Here is an 18,962-nt window from a genome sequence, read left to right as displayed (position 1 = left end):
GAGTTGGCGGCCGTCATCGCCGCTGAGGCACTGTTCCGCACAATCGGCGAGCTGACCGGAACCAAGATCGTTCCCATCGCACAAGGACTGGCGCTGTTACCCATCACTGACGACTTCTTCGATTCGGTCACCGATCCAACGGCACCGCGAGACCCCGACTTCTGGAAACTGCCGTGCGGATTCACAGACCGGCTGGCCACATGGTCGCAGGTCGGCCCGACCGCCTATGTCGAAGCCGAATACTTCGGCGGCGTCGGCTCACAGACGGCTGCGGTGTGGATCGACGGGACCATAGTGTTCGGGCCGCTCCACCTGGCGGAGGACGAGCCGACCCCCACAGCGGGAACCCCGATCTCCCAGGCACTTCGACACCTCGGCGTCCGACAGGCAGGCAAGTCGGATGAGTTCGACGCGGCCGGACTGGGTAGACACCGACACCTGAAGGACTGGCTCGACTAGCAACCGCCATTACCAACTCCACCAGTCGGCCGCATCATCCACCGGCCCAACCGAGCGCACAGCCCAACCAAACCGCCCATAGCCCCACCCCGGACGAGGAAACCCGAAGGGGATAGCCGGGTGCACTGGGCGAGTGGGCAATGAGCATGCTTAATCCCTGCTCTACCCCCTGCCCCCTCGTCCTGGCCATCTTTAACTCTCGATCATCGGTGTCAAGGGTCGGCTTGCCGATCGCGAAGCGACGGCGCTTGCGCCGCCCTTGACGCCGATGATCGAGAGTTAAACAATTATGGCCGAGGGGGACTCTTCTTGTTGGTACCAAAGAGAAGTGGGTGGGCCCCTCTGGCGCGATTGTTTAATTCTCGATCATCGCTGTCAAGGGCGGCCGTAAACGGCCGTCGCTGCGCGATCGCTGCGCGACCCTTGACACCGATGATCGAGAATTAAAAGCGGCCAGGACGAGGGGCAAGGGGGAACTGCAGGGGCGGAAGGCCGTCCCTGAGGGTGACAACGTCTGGAGGTCCAAGGACAAGGGCATCGCTGGAGGCGACCATTGCGGGGTGCAGGGGTGGAGCCGTCCCTGCGGCCTAAGGGGAAGGCTCTTCTTGAGGGGTGGCCCGGCCGGGGCCTTGCGCGAAGCCCTTAGCCGGGACTTACTTCAACCGGGATGCCGTTCAGGACCGCGTTTCCTGACAAAGCGTCGATGAGTAGTTCGTCGGCCAGCAGGTTTGAATTGACGCCCGCATGGGCCTTCGCCACCGCCATCCGTGCGCCGTCCGTGTCGTGGCCCCAGCCGTGGGGGATGCTGATCACGCCTGGGCGGATCGTGTCCGTGATTTCCACGGGGACCTCGATCTTCCCTGTCCGAGACCGGACGGTTGCCGTGCCGCCCTCGGTCAGGCCGAGTCGTTCGGCGTCGTCCGGGTTCACCTGGGCTGTGCAGCGGTTCTTTCCTCGTACCAACGGTTCCAGGTTGTGCATCCACGAGTTGTTCGAGCCCAGTTGCCGCCTGCCGATCAGCAGCATCTGTCCACTCTGGACGTTCGTCAGTTCGGCGACCAGCCTTGGGACGTCCTCGGTCAGGGGTGGCGGTGCGAGTTCGACTCGGCCGCTCGGGGTTGCCAGGACATCGGGAATCCTCGGCTTCAGCGGGCCCAGGTCGATTCCGTGGGGAGCGTTGAGGAGGTCCGCCAAGGTCAGGTCATACGGTCCGCCGCGCAGGAGGATGTCGATCAGGCGTTCCGGGCCCGTCAGGTCCGCTGCCGGTTCGACGCCTGTCCTGGCCGCGAACTGGGTCGCCACGAAGTCGTCCATGGCGGCGATGTCGGTGCCCGCTCCGGTGATGATTCCGGTGAGCCGCAACAAGGTCTGCCACTCCTGTGGCTGGTCCGTCGGCAGTGCGGCCTTGGTCCAGTTCGCCACGTTCCGTACAGCGAACTGGTAGAGGGCGACGTCGTAGTGGGGGCGTTCCAGGGCGGTCGGGCCGGGGAGGATGACGTCCGCGTGCCGGGTGGTCTCGTTCAGGTAGACGTCCAGCGAGACCATGAAGTCCAGCTGTCCCAACGCATCCGCGAGCCTCGCGGAGTTCGGGGTGCTCAGGCACGGGTTGCCGCAGACGGTGACCAGCGCGCGCACCTGGCCATCGCCCGGGGTCAGGATCTCGTCGGCCAGGGTGGCGACGGGGAGTTCACCCATCACCTCCGGCAGGTCCCGGACGCGGCTGCGCCAGCGGCCGTGGGCGAAGCCGCGGCGTCGGCCCGACTGGGCGTTCGCCTGGCCTGCGGCGGCCAGCGGGAACATCGCGCCGCCGGGGCGGTCGAGGTTGCCGGTCAAGACGTTGAGCACGTCGACCAGCCAGCTTGAGAGGGTGCCGAACGCCTGCACGCAGGTGCCGATCCGGCCGTACACGGCCGCGCTGGGTGCGGCGGCCAGATCATGGGCCAGCTGCCGGATGGTGCCTGCCGCGATCCCGGTGATCGGCTCGACCGCCTCCGGGGTGAACGGCTGGGCCAGCGCCCGCACGTCCTCGACGCCGGTCACGTGGTCGGCCAAGTGGTCCAAAGTGACCAAGTCGTCCGCGAACAGGGTGTTGACCAGCGCGAACAAGAACAGGGCGTCGGTGCCGGGGCGGATCGCGTGGTGCTCGTCGGCCAGCTCGGCGGTCCGGGACCGGCGTGGGTCGAGGACGACGATCTTGCCGCCGCGGGCCTGGATCGCCTTGAGTCTGCCGCGCATGTCCGGGGCGGTCATCAGGCTGCCGTTGGACACCAGCGGGTTCGCGCCGAGAAGCAGCAGGTAGTCCGTCCGGTCGATGTCGGGCACCGGGATGCTCATGGGATCGCCGAACAGGTAACCCGAGCTCAGGTGCTTGGGAATCTGGTCGACAGTGCTGGCCGAGTAGAAATTCCGGGTCCCGAGCGCCTTGAAGAACACCCGCCCGTACAGCGCCGTCGACGTGTTGTGGACAGACGGGTTCCCCGCGTAGACGGCCACGGCGTCCTTGCCGTGTTCGGCGATGATCGGGAGCAGCCGCGCCGAGATCTCGGCGAAGGCCTCATCCCACGTGGCCGACTCCCACACACCGTCGCGTTTGATCATCGGCGTGCGCAGGCGGTCCGGATCATGGTGCAGCGCGCCCAGGGAGGCGCCCTTGGGGCAGATGAACCCCGCGGAGAAGACATCGGCCGCGTCGCCACGGACGGAGGTCACCCGATCACCGTCGAGGGTGACGTCCAAGCCGCAGGTGGCCTCACACAACGGGCACGTGACCTGCTCGGTTCGCATCACCCCACCTTTCCACGACCCGGTGACATCTCCCCTCTCGCGGGACTTCGGAAACGATTCAGCCGTCACGATTGGTGTGTGACCCGGGGTACGGAGTACGCGGAGGGGGCTGCCGAGCAGTCACCTCAACTGTGGGCGGCCCGCGCCGCCTTCGCCGAGCAGGGTGTGCTGGCCCGCCACCTGCGCAGACTCTGGGCGATCCCCGGCACCCGGCTGGGCGTGGCGACCTGGCCCGCGTCCCCGCGCCACCGGCTCCTGGTGAACTGGAACTACTGGTGGCAGGCCAACCTGCTCGACTGTCTCATCGACGCCCAGGTCCGCGCGCCATCGCCCAACCGGCTGCGCACCATCCACCAGCACGTCCGCGGAATCCGCCTGCGCAACTTCCGCCAGTGGACCAACGAGTACTACGACGACATCGCCTGGCTCGGCCTCGCCCTGCTCCGCGCGTCCGACGAGCTCGGGCTCGACACCGAGGACGCCCTCGACGCGATCACCGTGCGCCTGCGCGAAGGCTGGACCGACCACGGTGGCGGCGGCATCTGGTGGCGGCGCGGCGACAACCTCAAGAACGTCCCGGCCAATGGCCCGGCCGCCATCCTGCTCGCCCGCTTCGCCCAGGACCGCGCCGACCGCCAGCGTGCCCGGTCGATCACCGACTGGATGGACGGCTACCTCCGCGACCGCGAGACCGGCCTGCTCTTCGACGGCCTGCGGACCTCCCCGGACGGCGGCATCGCCGGGCTCGTCGACATCGTCTACACCTACAACCAGGGCACCTTCCTCGGCGCCTGCGTCGAACTCGCCGCCGACGACCGCTCCGGTATCTGGGCCGAGCGCGCCGAGCGCACCATCCACGCCGTCGCCCACCACCTCGCTGTCGAAGGCGTCCTGCCCGGCAGGCGCGGCGGCGACGGCGGCCTGTTCGCCGGCATCCTCGCCCGCTACCTGGCCCTGTCGGCCATCCGCCTGCCGGAGGCGTCCGGCGACCTCGCGTCCTGGCTGGTGTTCACCACCGCCGACGAGGCCTGGCGCAACCGCGCGGTCGCCCCCAGCGGCCCGCTGTTCGGCGACGAGCCAGGCATCCCGGCCATCACCCCGCGCGGCCCGCGGGACGGCCGGGTCGAGCGCGACCTGTCGGTGCAGGTGTCCGGCTGGATGGTCATGGAGGCCGCCGCCGCGTTGGAAGGCCATGCCAGCATGAGGTCATGAGCGTTCTTCTTGTCACCGGCGGCAGTAGGGGAATCGGGGCGGCGGTGTGCCGCCGGGCCGCCCGCGACGGGTTCGACATCGTGGTCAACTACGCGGGCGACGCCGTCGCGGCCGAGCAGGTCGCCGAAGAGGTCCGAGCGCTCGGCCGCAAGGCGCTCGCCGTCCAGGCCGACGTCTCCGACGAGGCCCAGGTCCGCGCCCTGTTCGAGCAGGCCGACACCCTGGGCCCGCTGTCCGCCCTCGTCGCCAACGCCGGGATCACCGGCAACACCCCCGGCAGGCTCGACGAGCAGAGCGCCGACACCTTCCGCCGCGTGTTCGACGTCAACGTCACCGGCGTCTTCCTCTGCGCCCGCGAAGCGGTCCGCCGACTGTCCACACGCGACGGTGGTCCCGGTGGCTCGATCGTGACGATCTCCAGCACCGCCGCCCGCCGCGGCTCTCCCGGCGAGTGGATTCACTATGCCGCAAGCAAAGCAGCAGTCGAAACCCTGTCCTACGGCCTGGCTCAGGAGGTCGCGGCGGAGGGCATCCGGGTCAACGTCGTCGCCCCCGGCCTGGTCAACTCCGACCTGCACGCCGCCGCCGGCATGCCCGACCGCCCCCAACGACTGGCACCGAAGATCCCGCTCGGACGCGCCGGTGAGCCGGAGGAGATCGCCGAGGGTGTGGTGTGGCTACTCAGCCCGGCGGCGTCCTTCGTGACCGGCGCGGTACTGCCGGTGTCAGGCGGATTCTGAGCGGGGTAAGGGAAAACTCGCGATCACCGTCGTCCGGTCGCCCTCGCGCACCAGCTCGAACCGGTCGACCGACGCCCGCAGCATCGGCAGCGCACCCGGCGGAATAGGGCCGTGCCCGACGATCCGCAGCACCACATCGGTCTCCGACGCCTCGACGACGATCGACACCGGACCGGCCAACCCGAGTGCCTCCTCGGCCGCCATCACCACATCGCAGGTGAGCAACTCCGGCACGTCGCGCCGCAACAGCCACTTGCTCAGCGACCGGCGAGCCACCGGCCACTCGTCCGCGGAACTGATCGCCAGCTCAGCCAACACCCGTCTCCTTCGGACCGGAGTCGACGTGGTTGCCGGACCCTTCGGAGACGTCGCGCTGTCCACTGTGGCCGTTACCGCCGTTTTACGACGTGGGACCGCACCCGCAAGATCCCCGGTGCATCAGCTCCGGCGGCAGCAACACGGTCTGTGGCGGCCGGTCGCGGTCGTCGAGGCGGGCGAGCAGCAACCGGACGGCGGTGCGCCCGATCTCGTCGACCGGGTGCGCCATCGTGGTGATCGGCGGATGCACCAACTCGGCCCACTCGACCTCGTCGTGGCCCACGATGGCCAGGTCGCGGCCGATCTCCAGGCCATGCGCCCGCGCCTCCCGGAACGCGCCCGCAGTCATCGCGCCGTTTCCGGTGATCACCGCCGTCGGTCGTTCCGGCACGGTCAGCAGCCTGCGCAGCGCCAGCACGCCGTCCTCCGGGGTGGCGCCACCGCCCGCGACCAGGTTCGAATCCCAGCGCAGTCCCGCCCGCCCCAGGCCGAGCCGATAGCCGAGCGTGCGTTCCTCGCTGGCGGTCATCCACTCGACACCGCTGATGAACCCGATCCGGCGGTGTCCGGCGGCGGCCAGATGCGAGACCAGGGTGGAGGTCGACTGGATGTTCTCCGGCCCCACCTGGTCGAGCTTGATCTTGTGTGACACCCGGTCGACCAGCACCGCGGGCACATCCGTGCGGGCCAGCTGTTCGAGCGTCGCCGTGTCGCCGGGCGCCGGGGTCAGCAGCATGCCGTCGACCCGGCGGGCCTGCAGCCTGCGCACCGCGGAGCGCTCACCGTCGGGCGAGTCGAGGGTGTCGCCGAGCAGGACGGTGTAGCCGGCGGCGCTGGCCTCGGCCTCGATGGCGTGGATCAGCTTGGCCAGGTGCGGGTTGGCCAGCAGGGACATGGCCACGCCGATGGACTTCGTGCCGCCGGTGACCAGCGACCGGGCGATCGCGTTGCCGGTGTAGCCGGTCGACTCGATCGCCTCTAAGACCCGCGAGCGCGTCGTGACGGCGACCGCGCGGGTCTCGTTCACGACATGTGAGACGGTGCTGATCGAGACACCCGCCAACTTGGCGACGTCCTCCATTGTGGCCACAGCGTTGTCCTGTCCGACTCCATCTGCAAACGCTTGCGCGCGGACCCTATCGGCAGTTAAGGAGTCATTATGCGGGGAGAGCCGATCTTTGCCGACCTGGTCCGGCGGGCGCAAGCGCTGGCGCTGCCAGGGCACCGGCGTGTCCTTGGCATCTGCGGACCACCGGGCTCCGGAAAGTCGACTCTGGCGGCCCGGATCGTCGCCGCGCTGGATGGGCAGGCGGCCCTCGTCGGTATGGATGGTTTCCACCTCGCCCAGTCCGAACTCGACCGGCTCGGGCGAGCCGACCGCAAGGGTGCCCCGGACACCTTCGACGCCGACGGGTACGTCGACCTGCTCCGCAGACTAAGGACGAACACCGACAAGATCGTTTACGCGCCCGAGTTCCGCCGCGAGATCGAGGACTCGATCGCCTGCGCGGTCCCGATCACCTGTGACGTTCCCCTCGTGGTCACCGAGGGCAATTACCTGCTGCTCTGGCCGCAGGTGCGGCCGCTGCTCGACGAGGTCTGGTACCTCGACCCCGATCCCGGTCTGCGCCGGAAACGCCTGTTCGAACGCCATCTGGCCCACGGCCGTTCACCCGAACAGGCGGCGGCGAGAACGGACGGATCGGACGAGCGCAACGCCCGTCTGGTCGCGACTACCGCGCGAACAGCGGATCTCGTCCTGCGAAAGATCGAATAACGACGGCACGGACCGTGACCTGACTGGGGCAGTATGGCGGAAGGCCGCCGCCCGAACGGCGCCGAAAGGAAGGTCGTCCGATGCCCGGCGTTCGCCAGGTCGCTCTCACGGTGACCGACGTGGACCGCAGCGTCCCCTGGTACGAACGCGTCCTCGGGTTCGCCACCGCGGTGCACGAAGACCAACCGGGCCTGCGCAAGGCGTTCCTCGACGGCTTCGGCATCACCCTGACCCTGGTCCAGCACCTCGGCGCCGAGCGCGCGTCGTTCGACGAGAGCCGACCGGGCCTGGACCACCTGACGTTCCACGTCGATGAGCTGGTGTCGTGGGAGTCCAGGCTGGCCGAGTTCGGTGTCCCGTTCACCGTGGAGACCGACGAGATCGCCGTGCGCGACCCGGACGGCATCCTGCTGGCGCTGCGCTCTACTCCGTGATCAGCACGGTGTCGACCGGCTTGTGCATCTCCTGGCGGTAACGCCAGATGCCCCACGCGGTGCCCAGCACCATGAATGCGATGCTGCCCCACAGGGCGGCGGTCTGCAGCCAGGGCAGGTCATCAATCAGGCCGGCGGCGTAGTACCCAGCCAGGACCAGCGTCGGCACCCAGGCCAGCCCGCCGATGAAGGTGGCCAGCGCGAACCGGCGGGGGTCCATCTTGGCGGCGCCCGCGATGAGCGGGGCGAGGGTGCGGATCCACGGGATCCACCGGGCGAACACGATCGCCCAGAACCCGCGCCGGTCCAGGAACTCCCTGGCCCGGGACAGGTTGTGCTCGTTCATGACCTTGCCACCGCGCCGGGTGATGATCGCGTGGCCGGTCTTGTGGCCGATGTAGTAGCCGAGTTGGTTGCCCGCCACCGCGACGATCGTCGCGGCCAGCGACAGCCACCAGGCCTGGTGCTCGTGGGCCCCTTGCGCCAGCACGACGCCCGCGGCGAACAGCAGGGAGTCGCCGGGCAGGAACAAGCCCACGATGAAGGCGCACTCGGCGAAGACGAAGCCGAGCACGATCGCCCAGACCAGCAGCGGGCCGGCGGAATCAAGCAGACCTGTAGCCAGGGTCACGCCGTCACCCTACGTGCGAGGCAGGGGGTGTCGCAGGGGAATGAAGACCTATTCATCTGGCCTTGTCGCATCCGCAATCGCCGGGTCAGACGCCCCACCCACCCCGCTCGAGAACGTTGCGCGCCTCCCTGACCTCGGCATCCGCGTCAGCGGCGACACTGGAGTCCTGGGCGGACGTCTCAACCTCGACGACCCAGCCCTCAGGCAGGACCCGCTCCGGCAGCTTCTCCCATTTGCTCATCCTTCGATGATGCCTGAACCGGGTGAAACGCGAATTTCTCCGCGACGAACCGCCAGAACAATGGCACGGCTTGGTCGCTCGGCCGGTAGATCCGATCGTCGGGCCCCGTGGTCGATCGGTGCTCGATCAGCACGCCGCCGGTGCCCCCATGACCAGATGACGGCGACCAGACGACCAGGACGTCGATCGGCGGCCTTTCCGGCAACGGCCGGGCGGCCACGACGAGGTCGTGCATGGAAGTGAAACCGGCCAGTCGGTCTTCGGCCCTGCGGGCGATCACGCTGTCGGCGATGTCCGCCATGTGCTGGAACTCGGGGTGTTCAGCGGCCATCTCCTGACAGCGCTCCGCGATGGCCGACCATCCGACGGCGGGAAACGGATACGGCGCCGACCACGCCGCGGAGTTGATGCGCACGGCTCACTGTTGTCCGTGGACGGCTTCCGGCACAAACCTGATTCGGATCGAGCCCAACGGGCCGCGGTCGCCGTCGCGGCTGTGGCCGGTGCGGTAGACGGCGACGACGCAGTCACCCGGTGGGGCGTTCTTGCGCGGAGGAAGTCCTCAGCGCCGGCGTGGATAGGTGACGAACCACTTCTCGCGGGTCAGGCCGGTTTGTCGTCCCTTGCCATGGATGCGGCGGTATTCGAGTCGGTGCCAGGGCTTCCAGAGGACCATGTGGGAGAAGGGGCCGTGCGGATCTCGGACCTGGATACGCGGTCGCGGAAGTTTCGCTCGAGCACGACGATGCCCCGGTCGAGATCCACGCCCAGGCCGGGAGGGGCGCCTTGGGCGTCGTCCTCGCGCATGAGGGACATGGAGTCGCGGTGGTCGAGTTCCGTGCGTTTGGTGCCGTAGAAGATCGCGGTGAACTCGTTGACGTAGGTCGCGGAGATCGGTGTCCCCGGCCGCTTCCGCCACCGCTGCGCGCGCAGTTCGTAGACGCCGACGGCGACCAGGAGCAGCACGGGGATCGGGATCACCCATTCCATACCCGGCGAACGGACGCGCCGATGCGGAAGTTCCGATGGCGGTCCTGCACTCAGGCCGCGAGTTCCTCCGACAGTGCTTCCCGCAGGAACTCGCCCGCATAACGGATCGCCTGCCTGCCCTCCGGCACGATCGGGTAGAACGCCGGGAACACATGCACCTGCCCCGGCCACACCTGCAACTCGCAGTGCGCTCCCGCCATCCGCATGGCCGTCGCGAGCCGCTCGGAATCGCCCAGCAGACACTCCGTGTCGCCCACCTGGATCAGCATGGGCGGCCAACGCCGCTTGCTTCCTTTGAGGACCGTCAAACGCGGGTGCGTCACCGCCACCTCGCCCGCGTAAGCGGCCGCCGCTTCGCGCGCGCGGTTCGGTGGGATGTACGGGTCTCTACGCCGTGCGTCGCGTTCGTCGAGTTGGGTGCAGGTCAGGTCCAGGAACGGCGACAGCAGCACCGCCGCGCCCGGCATGACGATGCGCTGACGAGTCAGTTCGGCCAGCAGTCCGGCCGTCAGGTGACCGCCTGCTGAGTCGCCCGCGACGACGATCTTGCTCGCCGGGATGCCCTGGTCAAGCAGCCAGTGGTAGCCGGCGAGCGCGTCGTCGGCGGCGGCTGGGAAAGGGTGTTCGGGCGCCTTGCGGTAGTCCAGCAGCAGCACCGGCAGACCCGAGGTCGCCGACAGCGCCGCCGCCAGGTGCTTGTGCGTGCGCACCGACCCGAAGACGAAGCCGCCGCCGTGCAGGTACAGCACCGCACCGGCCTTCTCGTCGGCCTCCCGCGCGCAGATCCACAGCCCATGGACGTCGCCATACCCGTGCGGTTCGGACACCGCCCGCACCTTGGTGCCACGCGGAAGCGGAGTCACCCCAAGCGAGTCGAATGCCTCACGCACGATGCGCAGCTGCGCTCCGCGAAGTTGGATCCGGTCGGCGATCGGGCGGATGGTTCTGGTCATGAACAGCGATAGAGCACGAGCCTGCACGCTGGGACCTGGCATGACAGCCATGGCACACCGCCCCTCCCCGACGTGGGCGGTCCACAGTGACGCAACCCACTTGACCAACTGTAAGTCAGCGAATGGCGTCGGCTCTTCGTCCGAACGCTGTAACTGTTAACCGTTACTAATCCCACCGGCGACTACCGTGGATATGTGAGCACCGACGCCCTGCTGACCAGGCTCAACGGCATCCTCGGCGACGGCCTGGCGGTCGACCCCGACGTCACCGCCGCGTACCGGCGTGACGTCATGCCGCTGGCGCCGTTCGGCGAGCCGCTCGCGGTCGCGTTTCCCACCGACACCGCCCAAGTCCAGGAAGTAGTGCGGGCCTGCGCTGAGCACGGCGTGCCGATCGTTCCTCGCGGCGCCGGTAGCGGACTATCGGGCGCGGCCAACGCCATCGACGGCTGTGTCGTGCTGGTGACCACCCGGATGAACGCGATCCTGGAGATCGACCCGGACAACCGGCTGGCCGTCGTCGAACCCGGCGTCGTCAACCTCGACCTGCGCGGCGCGGTCGAGAAGCACGGGCTCTTCTATCCGCCCGACCCGTCGAGCTACGACTGGTGCACTATCGGCGGCAACCTCTCCACCAACGCCGGCGGGCTCTGCTGCGTGAAGTACGGCGTCACCACCGACTCCGTGCTCGGCCTGCACGTCGTCCTCGCCGATGGCGAACTCCTCAAGACCGGCCGCCGCACCGTCAAGGGCGTCGCGGGCTACGACCTCACCAAGCTCTTCATCGGCAGCGAAGGCACCCTCGGTGTCATCACCCAGGCGACCCTCGCCTTGCGGCCGCTGCCCCAGGCGCCGGGAACCATGGTGGCCGCGTTCGGCTCCACCGAGGCCGCGGGCGTCGCGGTGACCAGGATCGTCCGCGAGGGCATCGTGCCCTCACTCATGGAGATCATGGACGCCACCTCCATCGAGGCCGTCGAGCGACACCTCAAGACCGAACTCGGCGCGGGCAAGGGCTGCGCGGCCCTGCTGATCTGCCAGTCCGACTCCGGTGGCGAGGCCGCCCGCCGCGAGCTCGGCATGATCGAACAGGTCTGCACCGACGCGGGCGCGGAAATGGCGTTCACGACCTTCGACCCGGCCGAAGGACAGGCACTACTCACCGCGCGCAGGGCCGTGCTCACGGCCCTGGAGGTCTACGGCGCCTGGCTTACCGACGATGTCTGCGTTCCCCGCACCCGTATCGCCGAGTTGATCGCGGGCTGCGAGCGGATCAGCGGCGAGGTCGGCCTGCGCATCGCCGTCGTCGGACACGCGGGCGACGGCAACATGCACCCGACGATCGTCTACGACCCGACGTCGGAGGACGAGTTCGCCCGCGCCCGCCAAGCCTTCGACGACATCCTCGCCGTCGGCCTCAGCCTCGGCGGCACGGTCACCGGCGAACACGGCATCGGCAAGATCAAACGCGACTGGCTGGCCCGCGAGATCGGCCCGATCGGCCTGCGCACCCACCGCGCCATCAAAGCCGCGCTGGACCCGGGCAACCTGTTCAACCCGGGTTCGATGTTCCACTGACCCGGAACCAGTCGGCACGCACTCTCGTCCGACGCGCAGGAGACGGACGAAAGGCACAACGTGGTTGGCATGCAGTCGCGCCGCAACGCGTTCATCGCAGCCGGGTGCGCGGTCGCGTTGCTCATCGCCTGCGTGATCGCCATCGGCCAGGTGAACGACTCGCGCGGTCCCGCGCAAGCCGTGCGGGAGTACGTCGACCTCATCGCCCGCGGTGACGCGACAGCGGCGAACGCGCTCGTCGACCCCGGGCCGGACCGGGCCTTCCTCACCGATGAGGTGCTGGCGGGGTCGCAGCGGATCAAGGTGACCGAGGTGTCCGGCGACGATTCGGGCGTCGAGCCAGGTCAGACCGCCGTGGCGACCGTGCGCTACGAACTCCCCGGACACTCCTACTCCGCGGATCTGCGGGTCAAGCGCGAACCGAACTCCTTCGGTGGCCTCGAACAGTGGCGCGTCATCGACCCGCTGGTGGTGCCGGTCGTGGTTCAAACCAACGTGCCGACCTTGGACTCCGGTTCCCTTGGAGCGGCAAAGATCCCGGTGAGCGGCCCTCGCCTCAACGGGTTTCCCCAGCGGCGTTTCCTCATGTACCCGGCGTCCTACCAGCTCACGGGGATGACGTCGAAATACGTGCGAGCCTTGCCGCAGGCCGTGTCGGTCGCCCATGGCCAGTCCATGGAGATGAACCCCGCGGCCATCGGCTACCAGCCTGAGCAGGAGCTGTTCCGACTGGCCACGGCCAAGATCGACGAGCTGTTGGCTCGGTGTCTCGGCACCGGCGCCATGCCGCCCGCCGACTGCCCGCGCTACCTGCGGCCGTATGCCGAAGGCGCGACCGACTTCCGGCTGGACCGCAGTCCCCCGATCGAACGGCTGCAGGTCTACCAGACCGAGTACAAGGCCGACGGCACCACGAAACCGGCCATCCACTTCGCCACCACGCAGGGCCAGTTCAGCTTCAACGACGGCCGCACCCGCAGCACGGACTTCACGATCCGCGGCCTCGTCGACATCTCGCGCGACGACGCCGTGACCGTCACCTTCGAGGACGACGATTAGGCGGCGGTGCGCTTCTTCTCGCGGCGGGCCTTCAGCACCTCGAAGATGATCGGGAGGATCGAGACGAACACGATCAGCAGGATCATCGCTTCGAGGTTGTCGTGCACGAACGGGATCTGGCCGAGGAAGTAGCCCAGCACTGTCACACCGGTCGCCCACAGCACCGCGCCGATGCCCGAGTAGACGAAGAACTTGCGCTTGTCCATCTTGCCGACACCGGCGATAGCGGTGATGAACGTGCGGATGATCGGCACGAACCGGGCCAGGACGATCGCGCGCGGGCCGTACCTCTCGAAGAACTCGTGCGTCTTGACGACGTGTTCCTGCTTGAACAGCTTCGAGTCCGGCTTGTTGAACAGCGCGGGCCCGACCTTCTCGCCTATCCAGTACCCGACGACGTTGCCGACGAACGCGCAGATCGTCAGCAGCAGGCAGACCAACCACAGCGGCGGCGAGATGTAGTCCAGGGCGACGAACAGGCCCGCGGTGAACAGCAGCGAGTCGCCCGGCAGGAAGAACCCGAGCAGCAGGCCGCACTCGGCGAAGATGATGAGGCACAGACCCGGCAGCAGGAACGGGCCCAGACTCCGGAGGATGACCTCGGGGTCCAGCCAGGACGGCAGCAGGGCGAGATTGACGGTCAGATCGGCGCTCATCACGCCCACAAAGGTACCGGTCTCAGATAAGCGTGAGCAGGCCCACCAGGGACCCGGCGGCCAACCCGAGCAGAACAGCGATCAACAACACCCAGCCGACCCTCGGTCGGGTGTCCGGTTCGAGCCGGGTCGTCGGCTCCGGCTGGGCGATCAGCGGCAGGTCACTGCCGGAGAGCAGGCCGAAATGCGCGACCGGGCTCGTCGCCGACTCCGACAGCGGCGTCCGTGCGGCCTGCGCGCGCAGCGCCTCGGCGAGGAGGCGCTCCGGGTCGTCGGTCATGCGTCGACGTTAACCCACTCACCGCGTCGCAGGACGGCGTCGAGGCACAGGTCCGGGTCGAGCAGCACCACGTCGGCCGCCAGACCCTTGGTGAGGCTGCCGGTCGTCTTGGCCAGGCCCAACAGCTCGGCGGGCCGGGTGGCGGTCGCGTCCACGGCGTCGAGGATGCCCATGCCGCAGATCTTCACCAGGTTTCGGAAGGCGGCGTCCATGGTCAGGGTGCTGCCCGCCAGCGAGTCGCCGCCGACGATGAGCGGCACGCCGTCGAGGACCTCCACGGTGATCCCGCCGACCAGGTAGCGGCCGTCGCCCGCGCCCGCCGCGGCGATGGCGTCGGTCACGAGGACGGTCCGGTTGGGGCCCGCGTGCTGGGCGGCCAGCCGGACGACCGTGGGACTCAGGTGCACCAGGTCGCAGATCAGTTCGACGGACACGCGCTCGTCGTCGAGCAGCGCGCCGATCGGGCCCGCCTCGCGGTGGTGCAGGGGCCGCATGCCGTTGAACAGGTGGGTCGCGACGGTCGCGCCCGCGTCGACCGCGGGCAGCACCAGGGCCTCGGTGGCGTCGGTGTGGCCGATGGCGGCGATGGCGCCCGCGTCGACGATCTGGCGGACCGCGCGGACCGACCCCTCGAGCTCAGGCGCCAGCGTGACCATCCGGACCGGGCCGGTCGCGAGGAGCGTGTCCACGGCGTCGCGGTAGGGCGGCTGCAGGATCGCCGGGTCGTGCGCGCCGCAGCGGGCCTCGGCGATGAACGGTCCTTCGAGGTGGATGCCCGCGAGCAAGCCGTCCTCGACGTGCTCGCGCAGCGCCGCGATCTGCTCGACCAGATCCGGGACCGTCGCCGAGACCAGGCTGGCGAGCAGTGTCGTGGTCCCGTGGCGGGCGTGGGTGTGCGCGGCACGCAGGATGTCGGCCGGGTCGAGGCTGGTGAAGGCCGATCCGCCGCCACCGTGGCAGTGGATGTCGATGAACCCGGGCACCACCCAGGCCCCGCGCGCGTCGTGCACGCGGTAGGTCGCGGGTGGCGCGCCGGAGCCGAGGTCGGCGATCAGGCCGTCCTCGATGAGCAGCCAGCCGTCCTCCAGCACGCCGTCCGGCGTGACGAGCCTGCCGCCCGAAATCAGATGTGCGCCCACGCGCGTATCCCTCCCCGAGATCACTTCCCAGGGAGAGTCTATTGGTCTAAACCACTTTTGCGGGAGTCTAGGTGTTCATGATCTTTTGGAGGGCTTCGAGCGCGCGGCTCGCCGTCGACTTCACCGTGCCCTTGGAAATGCCGGTGGCCTCGGCGATCTCGGCCTCGGACAAGTTGCCGTAGTAGCGCAGGACCAGGACCTCGCGCTGCCTCGGCGGCAGCTGCGACAGGGCCTTGACCACCTGCTGGTGCTCCGCGGTCAGCATCGCGAGGCTCTCGGCGGACCGCGCGTTGACCGCGTGCGGCGGCGTGTACTCCCGCGCGGTCTTGCGTCGCCGCAGCACACTGCGCGAGCCGTTGACCACGGCTGTTCGCAGATAGCCGACCGCGGCGGCCGCGTCGCGCAGACCACCCCAGTTGCGGTGCAGCCCGGTGAACGCCTCCTGCACGACGTCCTCGGCCGTCGCGGGCTCGTCGACCAGCAGCAGCGCCAGCCGGACGAGACGCATCCGGTGGGTGCGGTAGAGGTCTTCGAGCGTCAGCGGCGCCTCAGGCGTCGGCGGTGGCGCGCTTTTGAGGTCGATAGCCCGGAGTCGGGTCAGCGTCTGCTCGACGCTGCGCTCCGCGTTGCCCTCCACGGGCGTGTTCGCGGGCTCGACATTCCCGCGCGCCGGGGGGTAATCACCCGGTTGCACACCATCCCCTGCCACGGCCAAACCTTACCGGGCGGCGATCAGAAGCACATCGGCCGACGGTCGGAAAAGACGGACTGCGACGATGGGCGCCATGACCTGGTTCACCGTGGACACCACGTACATCGACGACGCCGACCGCCTCGCCGAGGTCCGCCCGTCCCACCGCGCCTACCTGCAGGAGCTTGCGGAGACGGGCCACGTGCTCGGCGGCGGGCCATGGGCGGACGGGACCGGCGGATTCTTCGTGGTCAAGGTCGCCGACCGCGAGGAACTCGACAAGATCCTCGCCGTCGATCCGTACACGACCGAGGGAATCGCCGCCGCCCGCATGATCCGGGAGTGGACGATCGCCCTCGGCCCGTTCGCGGGCTAGTAAGTCCCGCCGAGTTTGCTGTGGTCCCAGGAGACGATCTTGGTGGGCTTGAAGACGAGCCCGATGCGCTTCGCCGCCTGGGCCCGCACGAACTGCGACGCGGCCGCCGCGACTTCCTCGCTGCCCGTGTAGCGAAGCGTAAGCGCGCTGCCGATCTGGGTGATCCGCTCGGTGTCCTCGACGAGTTCGACGTCGCACTCCAGCATCACGCCGACGAGTTCCTCATAGCTCTCGCCGCTCTCCACGAGCACCGTGGCCTGCGGCAGCCTGCGGAGGTTGGCGACCTTCTGCGACGACTCGTAGGTCCACGTCGTCAGGATGTCGCCCTCGGGCAGGTACCAGAGCGAGACGAGGTGCGGCCGCCCGTTCTTGCCGATGGTCGCCACGTTCGCGGTCTTCTGGTTCCCCAGGAACGCCTGGATCTCCTCCGGCGAAAGCTTGATCTGGTCCCGTCGCGACATCCGCGCCTCCTCGCTGGTTGACGGCAGGCTAGCGCGCTTCGGCGTCGGCCTGCCCGCCCGCGCCGACGGGTCGCGAAGAGGCTTCCGCGCCACGCTTGGCGATGTCCTCGAGCGCGGCCTTGTCGGCCTTGGCCACGATGTTGCCGCGCAGCTTCGCGCCGATCTCGATGATCGGCGGCAGGAACGTGCGGACCAGCTTCAGCGCGCCGACCCAGCCGGGCACATGGATGCTGCGGTCGCGCCGCAGGATGCCCTTCTCCAGGGCGTCGAGGGCGAACTCGACCGGGTACGTCTTGCCCATCGGGCCGGGCATGCTCGCCCGCAGCGGGCCGAACACGGGGTGCTCGTCGGCGCCGTTGACCAGGTCGGTCGCGATCCACGACGGGTGCGCGACACCGACGCGGACACCGAGGTGCCGCATCTCGGCGCGCAGGCTGTTGGTGAACGCCTCGACGCCCGCCTTCGCCGCCGCGTAGGCCGCCATCGCGGGCGCGTGCGTGATCGCCGCCAGCGAGGACACGACCAGGATGTAGCCCTTGCGGTCGATCACGTGCGGCAGCGTCACCCGGACGGTGCGCCACACGCCGAGCAGGTCGACCTCGATGGTCCGCTCGAACGCCTTCGGGTCGATCGACCGGACGAAGCCGGCCGCCGCGATACCCGCGTTGGCCACGACGATGTCGATCCCGCCGAAGCGCTCGACCACGCCCTTGGTCGCGGTCTCCAGCGCGGCCCAGTCGGTCACGTCCGCCTCGAACACGGCGGCGTCGGGCCCGCACTCAGCGGCGACCTTCTTCATCACGTCCGGTTCCAGACCGACGAGCGCGACCTTGGCACCCCGCGCGGCGAACCGCTTGGCCAGGCCCGCGCCGAAGCCGCGGGCGGCTCCGGTGATCAGGATGACCTTGCCTTTGACGTCTTGCTCGCGGGCCAGCAGGTTCGTCACACCCATCGGAAGTCCTCCTCGATCGCGTTCCTTACCGCGAGTAAGCTACCACAAGTAACCGTAAATTGGAGTAACAGTTAGCTGGTTGGCGGACTAGCCCGACACGCCTGACACACAACCCTCGTAGGATGCGGCGGAACGGCGCAGGCCACCCCGAGGAGGACCCACCGATGCCCATCGCCACACCCGAGGTCTACGCGGAGATGCTGGATCGGGCCAAGGCGAACGAGTTCGCTTACCCGGCCATCAACGTGACCTCGTCGGAAACACTGAACGCCGCGCTCCGCGGCTTCGCCGAAGCCGAGAGCGACGGCATCATCCAGGTGTCCACCGGCGGCTCCGAGTTCGCCAGCGGCACCAAGGTCAAGGACATGGTCACCGGCGCGGTCGCCCTCGCCGAGTTCGCGCACGTCGTCGCCGAGAAGTACCCGGTCAACGTCGCGCTGCACACCGACCACTGCCCCAAGGACAAGCTCGACGGCTTCGTCCGCCCGCTGATCGCGATCAGCCAGGAGCGGGTCGACGGCGGCCGCGCGCCGCTGTTCCAGTCGCACATGTGGGACGGCTCGGCGGTCGCGCTCGACGAGAACCTGCAGATCGCCGCCGACCTGCTCGAGGCCGCGGCCAAGGCCAGGATCGTGCTGGAGATCGAGGTCGGTGTCGTCGGCGGCGAGGAAGACGGCGTCGACAACGAGATCAACGACAAGCTCTACACGACGGCCGAGGACTACCTCAAGACCGTCGACGCGCTCGGCGTGGGCGAGAAGGGCCGCTACCTGCTGGCCGCGACCTTCGGCAACGTGCACGGCGTCTACAAGCCGGGCAACGTCAAGCTCAAGCCGTCGATCCTCAAGCAGGGCCAGGACGTCGTGGCCGAGAAGCTGGGCCTCGCGCCCGGCTCGAAGCCGTTCGACCTGGTCTTCCACGGCGGCTCCGGCTCGCTGCTCGAGGAGATCCACGAGGCGGTGTCCTACGGCGTCATCAAGATGAACATCGACACCGACACCCAGTACGCGTTCACCCGTCCGATCGCGGCGCACATGTTCGCCAACTACGACGGTGTGCTCAAGATCGACGGCGAGGTCGGCAACAAGAAGGTCTACGACCCGCGCAGCTACCTCAAGGCCGCTGAGCAGGCCATGGCCGCGCGCATCACCCAGGCGTGTGAGCACCTCAAGTCGGCGGGCCGCATGATCGCGGGCTGACCCCGGACACGAGAACGGCGCCTCCCGCTCGC

23 protein-coding genes are annotated in these 18,962 nt (G+C 68.8%); 9 read left to right on the top strand and 14 right to left on the bottom strand.

Annotation, left to right across the window (positions count from 1 at the left end; all coding sequences use genetic code 11):
- The first annotated feature begins 3 nt into the window (after nucleotides 1–3).
- Nucleotides 4–459 carry a hypothetical protein gene (locus C8E96_RS07290; protein WP_228769950.1) on the top strand — a complete coding sequence of 152 codons (456 nt, stop codon included), beginning with the start codon at nucleotides 4–6 and terminating at the stop codon, nucleotides 457–459.
- A 642-nt stretch (nucleotides 460–1,101) separates the two neighbouring features.
- Here the strand turns inward: C8E96_RS07290 and C8E96_RS07285 are convergent.
- Nucleotides 1,102–3,243, bottom strand: coding sequence for a molybdopterin-dependent oxidoreductase (locus C8E96_RS07285; RefSeq protein ID WP_091376492.1), 2,142 nt, complete (start codon nucleotides 3,241–3,243; stop codon nucleotides 1,102–1,104).
- 78 nt (nucleotides 3,244–3,321) lie between these two features.
- Here C8E96_RS07285 and C8E96_RS07280 point away from each other — a divergent pair, with 78 nt between their 5' ends.
- A complete protein-coding gene (locus tag C8E96_RS07280) occupies nucleotides 3,322–4,455 on the top strand; it encodes a glycoside hydrolase family 76 protein (RefSeq protein ID WP_228769949.1) in 1,134 nt (377 codons plus the stop codon).
- Nucleotides 4,452–5,195, top strand: coding sequence for an SDR family oxidoreductase (locus C8E96_RS07275; protein WP_091376489.1), 744 nt, complete (start codon nucleotides 4,452–4,454; stop codon nucleotides 5,193–5,195). Before C8E96_RS07280 ends, C8E96_RS07275 begins: the two co-directional genes overlap by 4 nt.
- Here the strand turns inward: C8E96_RS07275 and C8E96_RS07270 are convergent.
- Together C8E96_RS07270 and C8E96_RS07265 are read right to left on the bottom strand one after the other, a co-directional pair.
- Nucleotides 5,181–5,510: an ATP-binding protein gene (locus C8E96_RS07270; RefSeq protein ID WP_133794238.1), complete on the bottom strand. Its 330-nt coding sequence runs from the start codon at nucleotides 5,508–5,510 to the stop codon at nucleotides 5,181–5,183. The genes C8E96_RS07275 and C8E96_RS07270 overlap by 15 nt on opposite strands.
- An 85-nt stretch (nucleotides 5,511–5,595) precedes the next feature.
- Nucleotides 5,596–6,594: a LacI family DNA-binding transcriptional regulator gene (locus tag C8E96_RS07265; protein WP_091376483.1), complete on the bottom strand. Its 999-nt coding sequence runs from the start codon at nucleotides 6,592–6,594 to the stop codon at nucleotides 5,596–5,598.
- 78 nt (nucleotides 6,595–6,672) lie between these two features.
- Between C8E96_RS07265 and C8E96_RS07260 the strand changes: the two genes are divergently transcribed.
- Complete coding sequence (locus C8E96_RS07260; RefSeq protein WP_091376480.1) at nucleotides 6,673–7,290, top strand: nucleoside/nucleotide kinase family protein; 618 nt, start codon at nucleotides 6,673–6,675, stop codon at nucleotides 7,288–7,290.
- Between the two features lie 80 nt (nucleotides 7,291–7,370).
- Nucleotides 7,371–7,724, top strand: coding sequence for a VOC family protein (locus C8E96_RS07255; RefSeq protein ID WP_091376477.1), 354 nt, complete (start codon nucleotides 7,371–7,373; stop codon nucleotides 7,722–7,724).
- Here the strand turns inward: C8E96_RS07255 and C8E96_RS07250 are convergent.
- From C8E96_RS07250 to C8E96_RS07235, 5 genes are all read right to left on the bottom strand, one after another.
- Nucleotides 7,714–8,355, bottom strand: coding sequence for a DedA family protein (locus tag C8E96_RS07250; protein ID WP_091376474.1), 642 nt, complete (start codon nucleotides 8,353–8,355; stop codon nucleotides 7,714–7,716). The two genes, C8E96_RS07255 and C8E96_RS07250, sit on opposite strands and share 11 nt — an antisense overlap.
- 85 nt (nucleotides 8,356–8,440) lie before the next feature.
- Nucleotides 8,441–8,596, bottom strand: a complete 156-nt coding sequence (locus tag C8E96_RS33130) for a hypothetical protein (protein ID WP_166657908.1) — start codon at nucleotides 8,594–8,596, stop codon at nucleotides 8,441–8,443.
- Nucleotides 8,556–9,011: a hypothetical protein gene (locus C8E96_RS07245; protein ID WP_091376471.1), complete on the bottom strand. Its 456-nt coding sequence runs from the start codon at nucleotides 9,009–9,011 to the stop codon at nucleotides 8,556–8,558. Before C8E96_RS07245 ends, C8E96_RS33130 begins: the two co-directional genes overlap by 41 nt.
- A gap of 188 nt (nucleotides 9,012–9,199) precedes the next feature.
- On the bottom strand, nucleotides 9,200–9,586 hold the full coding sequence (locus C8E96_RS07240; RefSeq protein ID WP_228769948.1) for a DUF6191 domain-containing protein: 387 nt from the start codon (nucleotides 9,584–9,586) through the stop codon (nucleotides 9,200–9,202).
- A gap of 50 nt (nucleotides 9,587–9,636) precedes the next feature.
- Nucleotides 9,637–10,539 carry an alpha/beta hydrolase gene (locus tag C8E96_RS07235; protein WP_166657907.1) on the bottom strand — a complete coding sequence of 301 codons (903 nt, stop codon included), beginning with the start codon at nucleotides 10,537–10,539 and terminating at the stop codon, nucleotides 9,637–9,639.
- Nucleotides 10,540–10,734: 195 nt separating this feature from the next.
- On the opposite strand from C8E96_RS07235, the gene C8E96_RS07230 reads away from it, so the two are divergent.
- Both C8E96_RS07230 and C8E96_RS07225 read left to right on the top strand, forming a co-directional pair.
- Entirely contained in the window at nucleotides 10,735–12,117 is a 1,383-nt protein-coding gene (locus tag C8E96_RS07230) for an FAD-binding oxidoreductase (protein WP_091376465.1), read from the top strand.
- Nucleotides 12,118–12,186: 69 nt separating this feature from the next.
- Nucleotides 12,187–13,176, top strand: coding sequence for a hypothetical protein (locus C8E96_RS07225; RefSeq protein WP_091376462.1), 990 nt, complete (start codon nucleotides 12,187–12,189; stop codon nucleotides 13,174–13,176).
- On the opposite strand, the gene C8E96_RS07220 is transcribed toward C8E96_RS07225, so the two are convergent.
- The 4 genes from C8E96_RS07220 to C8E96_RS07205 form a co-directional block, all read right to left on the bottom strand.
- A complete protein-coding gene (locus C8E96_RS07220) occupies nucleotides 13,173–13,832 on the bottom strand; it encodes a VTT domain-containing protein (RefSeq protein ID WP_091376459.1) in 660 nt (219 codons plus the stop codon). The genes C8E96_RS07225 and C8E96_RS07220 overlap by 4 nt on opposite strands.
- Nucleotides 13,833–13,854: 22 nt before the next feature.
- Nucleotides 13,855–14,112 (bottom strand): hypothetical protein, encoded by a 258-nt coding sequence (locus tag C8E96_RS07215; protein WP_091376455.1) that lies wholly within the window; start codon nucleotides 14,110–14,112, stop codon nucleotides 13,855–13,857.
- On the bottom strand, nucleotides 14,109–15,239 hold the full coding sequence (gene nagA / locus C8E96_RS07210; protein ID WP_091377037.1) for an N-acetylglucosamine-6-phosphate deacetylase: 1,131 nt from the start codon (nucleotides 15,237–15,239) through the stop codon (nucleotides 14,109–14,111). Before nagA ends, C8E96_RS07215 begins: the two co-directional genes overlap by 4 nt.
- Before the next feature lie 79 nt (nucleotides 15,240–15,318).
- Complete coding sequence (locus C8E96_RS07205) at nucleotides 15,319–15,888, bottom strand: SigE family RNA polymerase sigma factor (RefSeq protein ID WP_166658224.1); 570 nt, start codon at nucleotides 15,886–15,888, stop codon at nucleotides 15,319–15,321.
- Nucleotides 15,889–16,036: 148 nt separating this feature from the next.
- Here C8E96_RS07205 and C8E96_RS07200 point away from each other — a divergent pair, with 148 nt between their 5' ends.
- Nucleotides 16,037–16,318 (top strand): YciI family protein, encoded by a 282-nt coding sequence (locus C8E96_RS07200; RefSeq protein ID WP_091377033.1) that lies wholly within the window; start codon nucleotides 16,037–16,039, stop codon nucleotides 16,316–16,318.
- On the opposite strand, the gene C8E96_RS07195 is transcribed toward C8E96_RS07200, so the two are convergent.
- Nucleotides 16,315–16,779: a pyridoxamine 5'-phosphate oxidase family protein gene (locus C8E96_RS07195; RefSeq protein ID WP_091376449.1), complete on the bottom strand. Its 465-nt coding sequence runs from the start codon at nucleotides 16,777–16,779 to the stop codon at nucleotides 16,315–16,317. The two genes, C8E96_RS07200 and C8E96_RS07195, sit on opposite strands and share 4 nt — an antisense overlap.
- 28 nt (nucleotides 16,780–16,807) lie before the next feature.
- Nucleotides 16,808–17,731 carry an SDR family oxidoreductase gene (locus tag C8E96_RS07190; RefSeq protein WP_091376446.1) on the bottom strand — a complete coding sequence of 308 codons (924 nt, stop codon included), beginning with the start codon at nucleotides 17,729–17,731 and terminating at the stop codon, nucleotides 16,808–16,810.
- A gap of 164 nt (nucleotides 17,732–17,895) precedes the next feature.
- On the opposite strand from C8E96_RS07190, the gene fbaA reads away from it, so the two are divergent.
- Nucleotides 17,896–18,930 carry a class II fructose-bisphosphate aldolase gene (gene fbaA, locus C8E96_RS07185; RefSeq protein ID WP_091376443.1) on the top strand — a complete coding sequence of 345 codons (1,035 nt, stop codon included), beginning with the start codon at nucleotides 17,896–17,898 and terminating at the stop codon, nucleotides 18,928–18,930.
- Nucleotides 18,931–18,962 lie beyond the last annotated feature (32 nt).

It is taken from the genome of Actinokineospora alba, assembly GCF_004362515.1.
Taxonomy (GTDB): Bacteria; Actinomycetota; Actinomycetes; order Mycobacteriales; family Pseudonocardiaceae; genus Actinokineospora; species Actinokineospora alba.
Note: the sequence above shows the minus strand (reverse complement) of the source record. Positions and strands in the feature narration are given on the sequence as shown.

Coding starts and splice junctions, on each gene's coding strand:
- C8E96_RS07285 (WP_091376492.1), bottom strand. CDS start 3,243: ATGCGAACCGAGCAGGTCACGTGCCCGTTGTGTGAGGCCACCTGCGGC.
- C8E96_RS07275 (WP_091376489.1), top strand. CDS start 4,452: ATGAGCGTTCTTCTTGTCACCGGCGGCAGTAGGGGAATCGGGGCGGCG.
- C8E96_RS07265 (WP_091376483.1), bottom strand. CDS start 6,594: ATGGAGGACGTCGCCAAGTTGGCGGGTGTCTCGATCAGCACCGTCTCA.
- C8E96_RS07260 (WP_091376480.1), top strand. CDS start 6,673: ATGCGGGGAGAGCCGATCTTTGCCGACCTGGTCCGGCGGGCGCAAGCG.
- C8E96_RS07255 (WP_091376477.1), top strand. CDS start 7,371: ATGCCCGGCGTTCGCCAGGTCGCTCTCACGGTGACCGACGTGGACCGC.
- C8E96_RS33130 (WP_166657908.1), bottom strand. CDS start 8,596: ATGAGCAAATGGGAGAAGCTGCCGGAGCGGGTCCTGCCTGAGGGCTGG.
- C8E96_RS07240 (WP_228769948.1), bottom strand. CDS start 9,586: ATGGAATGGGTGATCCCGATCCCCGTGCTGCTCCTGGTCGCCGTCGGC.
- C8E96_RS07235 (WP_166657907.1), bottom strand. CDS start 10,539: ATGACCAGAACCATCCGCCCGATCGCCGACCGGATCCAACTTCGCGGA.
- C8E96_RS07225 (WP_091376462.1), top strand. CDS start 12,187: ATGCAGTCGCGCCGCAACGCGTTCATCGCAGCCGGGTGCGCGGTCGCG.
- C8E96_RS07220 (WP_091376459.1), bottom strand. CDS start 13,832: ATGAGCGCCGATCTGACCGTCAATCTCGCCCTGCTGCCGTCCTGGCTG.
- C8E96_RS07215 (WP_091376455.1), bottom strand. CDS start 14,112: ATGACCGACGACCCGGAGCGCCTCCTCGCCGAGGCGCTGCGCGCGCAG.
- C8E96_RS07200 (WP_091377033.1), top strand. CDS start 16,037: ATGACCTGGTTCACCGTGGACACCACGTACATCGACGACGCCGACCGC.
- C8E96_RS07195 (WP_091376449.1), bottom strand. CDS start 16,779: ATGTCGCGACGGGACCAGATCAAGCTTTCGCCGGAGGAGATCCAGGCG.
- C8E96_RS07190 (WP_091376446.1), bottom strand. CDS start 17,731: ATGGGTGTGACGAACCTGCTGGCCCGCGAGCAAGACGTCAAAGGCAAG.
- fbaA (WP_091376443.1), top strand. CDS start 17,896: ATGCCCATCGCCACACCCGAGGTCTACGCGGAGATGCTGGATCGGGCC.